Annotated in this window: 9 protein-coding genes and 2 pseudogenes; 9 read left to right on the top strand and 2 right to left on the bottom strand. The window is 37.6% G+C overall.

Annotation, left to right across the window (positions count from 1 at the left end; all coding sequences use genetic code 11):
• Positions 1-387 (bottom strand): annotated as a pseudogene (locus WIW52_RS02965) (IS1/IS1595 family N-terminal zinc-binding domain-containing protein); the annotation flags it as partial.
• Positions 388-1,952: 1,565 nt separating this feature from the next.
• Here WIW52_RS02965 and WIW52_RS02960 point away from each other — a divergent pair.
• The 6 genes from WIW52_RS02960 to WIW52_RS02935 are packed head-to-tail and all read left to right on the top strand — an operon-like array spanning position 1,953 to position 7,715.
• Entirely contained in the window at positions 1,953-2,588 is a 636-nt protein-coding gene (locus WIW52_RS02960; RefSeq protein ID WP_337708514.1) for a superoxide dismutase, read from the top strand.
• Positions 2,589-2,618: 30 nt separating this feature from the next.
• Positions 2,619-3,710, top strand: a complete 1,092-nt coding sequence (locus WIW52_RS02955; RefSeq protein ID WP_337708513.1) for an NDP-sugar synthase — start codon at positions 2,619-2,621, stop codon at positions 3,708-3,710.
• A 43-nt stretch (positions 3,711-3,753) separates the two neighbouring features.
• On the top strand, positions 3,754-4,416 hold the full coding sequence (locus WIW52_RS02950; protein ID WP_337708512.1) for a hypothetical protein: 663 nt from the start codon (positions 3,754-3,756) through the stop codon (positions 4,414-4,416).
• Between the two features lie 32 nt (positions 4,417-4,448).
• Complete coding sequence (locus tag WIW52_RS02945) at positions 4,449-6,347, top strand: thioredoxin domain-containing protein (protein WP_337708510.1); 1,899 nt, start codon at positions 4,449-4,451, stop codon at positions 6,345-6,347.
• A gap of 13 nt (positions 6,348-6,360) precedes the next feature.
• Positions 6,361-7,062, top strand: coding sequence for an SDR family NAD(P)-dependent oxidoreductase (locus tag WIW52_RS02940; RefSeq protein ID WP_337700255.1), 702 nt, complete (start codon positions 6,361-6,363; stop codon positions 7,060-7,062).
• Positions 7,059-7,715, top strand: coding sequence for a hypothetical protein (locus WIW52_RS02935; protein WP_337708508.1), 657 nt, complete (start codon positions 7,059-7,061; stop codon positions 7,713-7,715). Before WIW52_RS02940 ends, WIW52_RS02935 begins: the two co-directional genes overlap by 4 nt.
• Before the next feature lie 328 nt (positions 7,716-8,043).
• On the opposite strand, the pseudogene WIW52_RS02930 reads toward WIW52_RS02935, so the two are convergent.
• Positions 8,044-8,327, bottom strand: a pseudogene (locus WIW52_RS02930) (hypothetical protein).
• Between the two features lie 131 nt (positions 8,328-8,458).
• Between WIW52_RS02930 and nucS the strand changes: the two are divergent.
• Genes nucS through WIW52_RS02915 form a run of 3 tightly spaced genes read left to right on the top strand, consistent with a single transcriptional unit; the run spans position 8,459 to position 10,573 of the window.
• Positions 8,459-9,244 carry an endonuclease NucS gene (nucS, locus tag WIW52_RS02925; protein ID WP_337708506.1) on the top strand — a complete coding sequence of 262 codons (786 nt, stop codon included), beginning with the start codon at positions 8,459-8,461 and terminating at the stop codon, positions 9,242-9,244.
• The gene (locus WIW52_RS02920; protein WP_337708505.1) at positions 9,135-10,172 is read left to right on the top strand and encodes a glycosyltransferase; all 1,038 of its coding nucleotides are present in this window, start codon (positions 9,135-9,137) and stop codon (positions 10,170-10,172) included. Before nucS ends, WIW52_RS02920 begins: the two co-directional genes overlap by 110 nt.
• Positions 10,169-10,573 (top strand): hypothetical protein, encoded by a 405-nt coding sequence (locus WIW52_RS02915; protein ID WP_337708504.1) that lies wholly within the window; start codon positions 10,169-10,171, stop codon positions 10,571-10,573. The genes WIW52_RS02920 and WIW52_RS02915 overlap by 4 nt, the downstream gene beginning before the upstream one ends.
• The last annotated feature ends 35 nt before the right edge of the window (positions 10,574-10,608 follow it).

Raw genomic sequence — 10,608 nt, 5'->3', positions numbered from 1 at the left:
CCTAGTGTTCTTGTACAAGTAAGTCCACATCTCATCAACAACCTTAGCAACAACCTTACCCTTGACCAGCTCCTTAGCCCTACCCCACAACTCAACCAACTTCTCATACTTTTTCCTACCATAACGCTTAATCCAAGTGAAAACAGTACCAAGAGGTACGTTAAGGCTAGAAATAGCCCTCATACTCATACCATTAGCATACATTCTCAAAGCCTCCTCCCTCAACTTCCTAGAATGATGATGATAACTAGCATCACCCAAGAAGTACTTACCACAATCCCTACACAAAAACTTCTACCTACCCAAAGGCCTACCACACTTAACAACATGATGACTACCACAAGAGGGACAAGAAACGTCTTTCCTAAATACAGGTTTCCTACCCATAAGTAATACTCGTTATACAAATATAAATAACTTAACGACGACACTATCACCACACTCTTAGTAGCTGTTAAGATGTTTTTATCAACTACATTCTTTAGATTATGATAAAAATCTAAGAACTCCTCTATCTTTATTTCTTCCTTAGGATACTCCAGTTCAGGAGTGTTTATACCTAAGAATTTTAATCTCCCAGAGAAGTCATTATATGACTTTATTTTATCAAATATTAAGTTATTCAATTCCATTGTTATCATTCTCCTCACATTACTTAGCTCACTCTTTACCTCTTCTTCACATTTAACGTTCTTACATCGTAAAACTTCATCTTGAAGCCTAGTTATTTGAGTTACATATCCGCTAATTATTTTATTTATATCCGAGTTTTCTTGTGCCACTTCGGCCTTCAGACTATAGAGTATAGAGTTAATATTTTTTAGATCTTCTGTTAGGCTACTCTTTAACGTCTCATAAGCTTTCTTAACTTCAAACTGAGAACTTACTATTGAGACCGTTAAACTAGAAGAGTATAAGGCTAGATTTATTACTACTGACAGTGTAGATATAGTATAGCCTAAATTTTGTTAACAATATATATGACGACGCAACAAAGACTACACCAACTGATCCGTAGTACGATTTTATAGCATAAGTAACCGCAGCTATTATTATCATTGCCACTAGATAATTCCTAAGAAATTACCGTAAAAGTACAAAGGAAATGATATGGCTATAGGGATAGCCTACACTGAGAATTCTTTAGTAATTAATATTTATTTCAACGTTATTCGCAAGCTCACACCCTAATACCCGGAGCTCTGCCAACTAAAGAATTAGCCAAGTGGACCATCCATGCATAAGCCCAGAACTGGGATAGCTGAAAGCGCATTAATTGTGTAATTATCCGATTGAGATATTCCACTAAATAACAGTAGTGACCAAATAGGGTTAAACTGGGATAACAGTATGGATCCACTGGTGATAAAAGATCTAGGACTTCTGAATCTAACTAAGGATATTAGGGGTATTACAAATAAAAATACCATAGATAGTAAAAATGCTTCGAAATTAGAATTAAAGTAGAATTTCCCTGTCGAAATAATAGAAGTGAGATAATTTTTGTATTTAGTTAAAATCCCACCTATTACTGTTAATAGAATTAGTATATCTCCTATCTAAATCGACAATGCAAAGATTATTACTGATAAAATTTCTGCTTAACCATTATTTTTAATTAGTGAAAATTAAATCTCATATGTAAGCATTCCATCAGTGATCATTGTCAGAACTTTTCTGATTAAAGTGTTAGGTTAACCTAGACCATGTATACTATCCAACATTGATTATAATTATATTTAAAAACTTATAAAAACATATAGTATTTAGGATGATTTACTTTCTATGAGGATAACATAAATAGAATTAGAACTGTTACATAATAATTTTAATAACATGAATTGTTAAGAAAATCACACAACTCGCTCACCAAAAACAACTTACATTAAAATGCCTTCATTGCCTAAATCATTTAAACAAAATATTTAACCTATCTCTAACACTCTCTCTATATGACTCAAACAATTCAATTTAAAAAATACGAACTGCCTCCGTTACCCTATAACATAGATGCATTAGAACCATACATAAGCAAAGACATAATAGATGTACACTACAACGGGCACCATAAAGGGTATGTAAATGGTGCAAATACGTTCTTAGAAAGAATGGAAAAAATCCTTAACGGACAATTGACCTCAGGGCAATATGATATTCAAGGTTTACTTAGAGGACTAGTATTCAATATAAACGGGCACAAGTTACACGCTCTATATTGGAAAAATATGGCTCCTGCTGGTAAAGGAGGAGGGAAACCTGGAGGAGTATTAGGAGACTTAATTGAAAGACAATATGGAAGCTTTGAGAAATTCAAACAAGTATTCACAGAAGCTGCTAATAGCTTACCTGGTACAGGTTGGACAGTATTATATTACGATACTGAATCAGATAATCTAGAGATAACGACGTTTGAGAACCACTTCCAGAACCACATAGCCGAGCTACCGATAATCTTAATCCTCGATGAGTTTGAACATGCTTACTACTTACAATACAAGAACAAGAGAGCCGATTATATAAACGCTTGGTGGAACGTAGTTAACTGGGACGATGCGGACAAAAAGCTTCAGAAGTACCTAAACAAGTAAAATTTTTATTATATTTTCTTAACTTTATATATGGTCTCTGCAATAGTACTGGCTGGTGGTTATGCCACAAGGCTTAGACCGTTGAGCATGACTAAGCCAAAAGCACTTCTTCCAATACTAGATAAACCACTTGTAGACTATATACTGGATGCTCTAGAGTCTTCACAAGTCGATAATGTGTACTTATCCCTACGTGTGATGGCGGATAAGATCCTAGAGCACATAAAGGTTACTAATAGGAACGTAATACCAGTAGTTGAAAAGGAAAGGTTGGGCGATGCAGGACCCCTTAAGATGATAAGTAGCCAGTACGAATTATCTGAGGACGTTATAGTCGTGAATGGTGATATTTATAATGAGATCGACTATAAAACGCTTATAGATTTCCACCAAAGTAAAGGGTGTGACGCAACAATCGTAGGAACTCAAGTTGAAGATCCTAAAAGATATGGTGTTTTAGTAGTAGATGACTACAGATTGGTTCAGATAATAGAGAAACCCAAAATACCGGTAAGTAATTTAATTAATGCCGGAGTTTACGTTTTTAAGAAAAAATTATTCGATAAAATCGACGGATTAGGAAACGGAAATAGTATTTCGATAGCTAGAGACTTTTTACCAAGACTCATATCTTCAGGAACGTGTATTGCAGTTTATCCTTACAAAGGTCTATGGATGGATATAGGAATTCCTTCAGATTATATGAGAATTAACCTAGAGCTTTTAGCCCTTAAGTTTCCTAAAGGTTACGTTAGTGAAAACGCTAAGGTTAGTGAGAAAGCTGAGCTTAGACCACCTTTCTACATAGGCTATGAGGTTACGATAAATGACTATTCGGTAATTAGGAATTCCATAATAGGTAAAAGAGGGAAGATCGGAAAGGGAGACTACATAGAGGAGAGCATATTAATGCAGGGAGCTAATATAGGAGATTTTACGACCATAGCCGAGAGTATTCTAGGTGATAGCGTCACTGTAGGTAAGTGGAACAGGATAGAGAGTTCGATATTAGGTGACGAAGTTTTAACATATGACAATGTTTTGATCAATAAGGACACTATAATACTGCCCTATAAAGAAGTCTCTGAATCCATATACGAAAGAGGTAAAATAATACTTTAACTTTCGTATACGTCACTCTCTTTTTATGAGCTGTTGAAGTTATATGAAAATATTATCCTTTATCACGTTATTCTCACTCATCATCATATCAGCATTGTATCCCTACGTTTTAACCGCCCTTAGTGAAACATCTTATCCAGTGGAGTTTTTATTAGAAGGACCAGTAATTGTGAACGTGATCTACAATAACTCAGATATTTTAATAGACCGTAATACTACGTTAACCCTATCAGGTGAAGTGACACTTAAGGCATTACCCATATCACTAGGATACGTCGTACTCATAGACGGGAGAAAAGTTAGTAACACATCATTAAATATTAATGGACCTACAACAATTAACGTTACAGCTATAACGAGCTATGTAAATTTATCTATCCATATTTTCGGGAAAGGCATAGTGACCGTACAGCTGAGTAACGGAAGTTCATACTATATCTCAGAAAACAAAACGTTTACAGTCGAAAATTACAGCTTCATATATATAAATGTCCCTTTCGATCAGAATGTGGTTTTTAATCACGATATAAAGAGTAACTTTTACGTTATGCTAGTAAACGGCTCAACCAGTGTAAACGTAACTTTTCTACCAAACAAAAATATCTCATCGCATGCTAAAATGTCGTTGAACATGACTGGTATTGCACTTGGTATAATAGCTCTGGCTTTTTACTTATTTTTCAGGAGAAAAAGTTCTTCTAACTAACCGTTATTAACGTGGAATATATATAATACTGTATGAACAGATTAAAAGACGCTGAAAGCTCATTTCTTAGACTATCAGCCGATAGTGAGATAGACTGGTATCCGTGGAGTGATGATGCCTTTAAAAAGGCTAGGGAAGAGGATAAACTAATCTTAGTAGACGTAGGCGCTTCATGGTGCCATTGGTGCCACGTAATGGACGAAACTACTTATAAAGACAGAGAAATAATAGAACTGATCAACAAGTACTACGTCGCCATAAAAGTGGATAGGGACGAGATGCCAGACTTAGATAAACAGCTTCAGCTCGCCGTAAGTTCACTTACCGGGGAATCTGGTTGGCCCTTAACTGTTTTCATGACTCCTGACGGTAAAGTCTTCTACGGGGGAACTTATTTCCCTCCTGAGGACGCTTATGGGAGAATAGGTTTCAAAAGACTTTTACAAGAACTTAATAGAATCTGGAGGGAAGAAAGAGATAAAATACTACAAGTGTCTTCGACCCTTCACTCTTCTTTGAAGAATATAGAGTATTCAGTAGACAACCCCGATTGGGATAAGGTAGAGGAAGTCGTGTCAGCAATAGTCTCTAATTACGACTTTAATCACGGTGGTCTTCAAGGAACAATGAAGTTCCCGCACCCAACAATAGATGAGCTACTAATGGCATATTCCTATTACACAAAGGATGATACCGAGCTGAAACTTTCAACTTATACTCTAAAGAAGATGTACTACGGAGGGATCTTTGATCAGGTAGGAGGAGGATTCCACAGATATACAGTAGATGATGAATGGTATGTACCGCATTTCGAAAAGCTACTCATAGACAATGCCGAGTTATTATTAGACTACATACATGCATACCAATTGACGCAAGACCCAGAAATCTTAGACGCTTTAAACTTGACTTCACAGTTTATATTGAGGGAGCTGTTTATCGGTGAAGGATTTGCTAATAGCTTAGATGCAGATTCTGAGGGAAAAGAAGGGTATTACTATACTTGGACGGAAGATGAATTTAAAGAGGCATTACAAGGTGAAGACTACAGATTATGGATAAGGGTTTTTAACGTCGATAGGGGTGAAGAGATTGAAGGAAAAAAAGTATTGAGGAGGGTAATGGACGTCAAGGATCTATCAAAATTCGTCAACAACCCTTTAGGCAAACTTAGCGAGATCAGGATGAAACTTCTAGAGTATAGAGTGAAGAATAGGAAACCACCTTTTAGAGACGATAACGTTTACACTTATCCTAATGCCCGTGTCACACAAGCACTCTTAGAGTCGAGCGTGATAACTGGCAAAGGATTAAACGAAGCGTTGAGAGTAGTAGATAAATTCTCTCGTAAAATAACTAGAAGAATAGGAGGAGGAAAAGACGGACTGCCGGAGGACTATGCTGCAGCCTTGTTAGCCCTAATCTCAGCATATGAAGTAACCGGAAACGTAAAGTACAAGGATTTGATCTTCGCGTTAGAAGGACAACTAAAGAGTCTAGACTATAGCTATCCTATTGACTCTCCAAATGAGTCAGTAGCCTCATTGGCCCTTAAAGGACTTTTGAAGACCAGCGTCATGAAAGGAGAGATAGCGAACGTAAAGGTTCCTTTCGCTCCAAACCCATTATTCGTTGCGGGGATAGCTCACGTTACTGCGTCATTAGTTAAAGGAACGGCTCATATAGTAATTGTAGATGAAAAAGACGGAAAGGCTGATGAACTTCATAAAACCGCACTACTCGCGTATCACCCCATGAAAATGGTTGAGAAAGTTAGCCCCGATAACGCAGATTTCCTTCCATCATTTATCAAAGCAATGATAAAGTTTAACCAAGGAACTAGTAGGGCTTACGTATGTAAGGGGACTTCGTGCAGTATGCCTATAACATCACCTGAAAAAATTAAATTATTACTTAAATTAAACGGTTAACTATAGTTTTATAATGGGAAGGCTGGAAGGAAAGAAAGTTTTTGTTGTAGGGACAAGCAAAGGACTAGGGTACGCTATAGCCTATTTTTCCTCAAGTGAAGGAGCTGAGGTTATAATAAATTCAAGGAATGAAAAGAAGCTTAAAGAGATATGCGAAAATTTACGAAACTGCAAATATGTTGTGGGAGACGTATCAACTCCGCAAAAAGCTGAAGAGACAGTGAACAAAGCGGGAGACTTCACTGATCTGGTGATAACAGTGGGCGGTTACGTAGAAGACAAAATAGATGACCTCAAGGGGTTAGACGAAATGTTGACTAATCACGTTAAGGTCCCTCTCTACGTAGTGAAGAGTTCCCTCTCTAGACTAAGGAAAGGATCTACGATAGTATTAATTTCAGCAATAAGGGGAATATATACTCCTCTACCTTTCCAACTATCTTACAGTATAGCAAAAGCTGGAATAGCAAAGGCAGTAGAGACTTTAGCCTCCGAGTTAATAGACCAAGGAATAAGAGTTGTGGGTATTGCACCAAGTGTAATAGATGGGGAATTTGTCCCAGGTAGGGATTGGAAGAAGATGAGAAGATTGGGAGACTTTAAGGCTCCGCCAGAAGACTTTGCGAAAGTTGTAGTATGGTTATTAACCGATGAGGCCGAATGGATAAATGGTGTAGTTATACCCGTAGATGGAGGGGCTAGGTTGAGAACATGAGCGAGGTTAGCTTCACATTTCGTTGCTCGGAGAGTTCGGTTGAATTCGTGTACAACTATAAGCTAATAAATCTAGAGTCTTCCCTTAGAAATAACACCAAAATAATAAAACTCCACACTAGTAGCTCTAGAGTCAGTTTTGAAAACGGTAGATTCTTCGACCCCCATAATTTGGTAGTTAAAAAAGGGAATGAGGCTGAAGAGTCCATTAAGGCAGAGCTAAAGAACGTAAGAGAAATTATCTTAGATGGTTTAACTAAAGCTTCCATAGAGTTCGACTTACCAATATCTCTAATCAAACGTTATGTAGAAGACTTAGTGGAAAAACCTACTGCTATTAAACCTACTAGCTATTTAGACTTTGAGGTTTCAGAGCTGGAAATAGAACTTAACAAGATCTTCTTTGATAGAAACTTAAACATGCCAGGTGATGTAATACCTCAAAGGATCCTTAGACTGTCTATAAAAACTAATAAAGGATGTGCCAAGCTTAAGTTAAAGGAGAAATCTAACGTGACTCTGGAGTATGCTGAAGACTGCGAAACGTGGAGTGAAGACTCACTAAAGGTTCTCTCTGTACTCTCATCTCTACACCCTACTATCCTGGAAGTTAAGGAGGTAATAGATTATCTGAAAAAGATGTGCAGAGTGTAAGTTAGAGACTCTTCACTCTTCGCTGACTTCCTTATATAAAACATATTAGTCAGATCTGGGTAATACAGATCTGACTGGGGTGTAGGCCGTTGACTTCCTTGGGCTTAAAGCCCGATGGGGAGCTTAGCCCCCTCCAACTCGGACCGGAAGTTGGGCAAAAAGCCCGAATAAAACATAAGGGTGAGTGTAATTGGAGGCCCCCAGTTGCAGGAATAGATGCATCAAAAGATAAATTAATTGTACTAAAATAAGCAGTTTAACGCTAGTGAGTAAAGCGGATTTCATGGCGTAAGTAGTGTGGACTGTGCTCAATTTTTAAGGAAAGTTTTTATACCGGAAGCTCCCCGCCTTGGAAGGGTCGAGGGTTCCCTCCCATGGGTTCATAGTTCCCACCATCGATTCGGGACTACATCTCTCATCTGGTGGGCAGTCGAGTGGCTCAGAGAACCACTCCCACTTGAATATAGCATTGGGGGTGTGGGGGTATCCCCACAAGGGGGACTTTCATTGCTAAGCTCTAGTCCCTTGAAGGAATAAGGAAGATAACGGTTGCTCCTCCCACAGTCCCATTAAGCCCTCAATCGAGCTGGGGAAGAGCGTCATTAGCGTCACTAAGAGAAATTTTGGCAAAGAAGTATTTAAATATAAGTGGGCTATCCATCTCCGCTGGCGAAGCTTTCCGCCCCCTTAAACCCCCTTTCTTTGTAACTTATTTAAATATTTCATTGTATGTAGGTAATACTGTGTATGAGGTATTACTAAATCCTAATTTTGAGGAGGCAAAGGATTTTGTTGAGAGAAATCTTAGCAGGTCACTAATTACGATTCTTGCAGAATGTGAAATATTATATGAGGGTAGAGCTTTCTCCAAAGCTTCCTCATCGAGAAGGCTTATTATAGTCAAGGCTGATGGAAGTGTTATTGTTCACGAGGGTACTAAAAGAGAACCAATTAATTGGCAACCGCCTGGCTCAATAATAGAGGTGAGTATAGAGAGCGGAGTCTTTAGGATTAAGGCTGTAAGAAAGAGACCGAAGGAAAAACTCGAGATTTTAGCGTCTAGAGTATTTTTTATAACCTCTTCAGTAGTAGAAGAAGGGAACTTCATCCTAATGGGAAGTGAGAAAGATGAAGTAGACTTGGTAATTTCAAAACCTGAGCTGATTGAGGAGGGATTTAAACCTTTACAAAGAGAATATAATACACCTTACGGTAAGATAGACTTGTTGGGTAAAGATAATAAAGGCAATTATATTGTCCTAGAGTTTAAACGTTCTAAGGCAACTTTGCAGGCCGTGTCACAGCTATATCGATATGTGATGTATTTTCGAGAAAGAGATCAATTAGTAAGGGGAATTCTTGTAGCTCCAGGGATTAGTGAAAACGCTTTAAACTTACTTAGCCGTCTTGGATTAGAATATGTTGATCTACGTAATATTATTGACTTTACCAATTGTGGCAAACATATTGTTACTTTACCAAATAGTACAAGAAATCAAGCTCAAGAGATCAGTCAGAGGGGACTTTAGAGGAAAAGCCTCGGTAATAGTTCCCGTAAGAGGCCTTGATATAAACGCTGATAATAATGTTAAGTCCTTACTTAGTCAGGATTATGAGGATTATGAGGTTATTTATGTTGTGGATGACCTAAGAGACCCGATCGTAGACGTATTAAAGGAGCACAACGTTAAGATTGTAGTTTCCGAGGAAACTTGTTCTCAGTGTAGTGGTAAAATTAGGGCACAACTGACCGGTTTAAAATACGCTAAAGGAGATATAATCGTCTTCGCGGACTCGGATACATATTACCCTAAAAACTGGTTAAGAGAGTTGATTTCACCCTTATCAAACTACGTGGCGACTACAGTTTTCTCATGGCCTAAGCCATATAGACTCACTATAAAAAACCTAATAAGGGCAGGATTTTGGACTTTTGGCTTTGAGTCACAAGCGATTGGTGGAACTTTTCTCTGGGGAGGTTCTATGGCTTTCAGGCAGGATTTCTTTACTAGAGATGTTATCGAAGAACTTAAGACACAGTGGTGCGACGATTGTACACTATCAAGGTTAGCAAAGGAAAGAGGTAAAATAGGTTTCGTATTTAAGGCTATGCCTTTAAACGTTTTCGAAGAAAAAGACTTACTCAGATGGACCAAAAGGCAGATACTAACGGTCAGGATATATTCTAACAAAGGATACAAAGGGTTTTTATTAATAGCTTTCTTCTTCTCACTTTTTATCCTCTCGTTCTTTCTAACTCATAACGTTTTTTTCCTTACACCAATGTTAATATGGATAATAAAGAATTTAATAAGAGGAAGTTTTACGATAGGTATCACTAGTTCTATTATACCGTCAATTATGTCGGTCCCGGCAATTTTCTTCACTTTGGCGATAGCAATATTAGCTTACAAGGAAAAGTATATATTTTGGCGAGGCAAAGTTTACAAATTATGATTAAGTGGAAAAATATATTACTGATATCAATTCTCTTGCTGATAATTGGTATCGGAGTTGGTGACTATCTTATTTATCATTATGAAGAAAAAATTACAGTACCTCCTAACTCCTCAGTAGTAGTGACAAGTGCTGATATGCTAGTCCAAGGGCAGCCTCCTGCTCTTGCTCCTGCTAACCTTCAAGAAGTAGGTAAGGTTCAAAACAACAATCAAGTAGACAATATTTATAGTGTATCACAAGCTACAATAACTAATACACATACAACGTCATTTACAGTATTACTAATTCATTCTTCCGTGTTATTAGAGGTGGATTTCATCATACTAGGAATTGGGTTACTACTTTTCATAATCTCTGCATTAGGTCTATTTTACGTTAAGTTTGTGAAAAAGACATAGCTCTAGCAATTTTAAGTTATGAATAAGTGTTGAGG

This window comes from Stygiolobus sp. RP850M (assembly GCF_037389295.1).
Lineage (GTDB): Archaea > Thermoproteota > Thermoprotei_A > Sulfolobales > Sulfolobaceae > Stygiolobus.
This window is presented reverse-complemented; position numbering and strand designations above follow the sequence as displayed.

Coding starts and splice junctions, on each gene's coding strand:
- WIW52_RS02960 (WP_337708514.1), top strand. CDS start 1,953: ATGACTCAAACAATTCAATTTAAAAAATACGAACTGCCTCCGTTACCC.
- WIW52_RS02955 (WP_337708513.1), top strand. CDS start 2,619: ATGGTCTCTGCAATAGTACTGGCTGGTGGTTATGCCACAAGGCTTAGA.
- WIW52_RS02950 (WP_337708512.1), top strand. CDS start 3,754: ATGAAAATATTATCCTTTATCACGTTATTCTCACTCATCATCATATCA.
- WIW52_RS02945 (WP_337708510.1), top strand. CDS start 4,449: ATGAACAGATTAAAAGACGCTGAAAGCTCATTTCTTAGACTATCAGCC.
- WIW52_RS02940 (WP_337700255.1), top strand. CDS start 6,361: ATGGGAAGGCTGGAAGGAAAGAAAGTTTTTGTTGTAGGGACAAGCAAA.
- WIW52_RS02935 (WP_337708508.1), top strand. CDS start 7,059: ATGAGCGAGGTTAGCTTCACATTTCGTTGCTCGGAGAGTTCGGTTGAA.
- WIW52_RS02920 (WP_337708505.1), top strand. CDS start 9,135: ATGTTGATCTACGTAATATTATTGACTTTACCAATTGTGGCAAACATA.
- WIW52_RS02915 (WP_337708504.1), top strand. CDS start 10,169: ATGATTAAGTGGAAAAATATATTACTGATATCAATTCTCTTGCTGATA.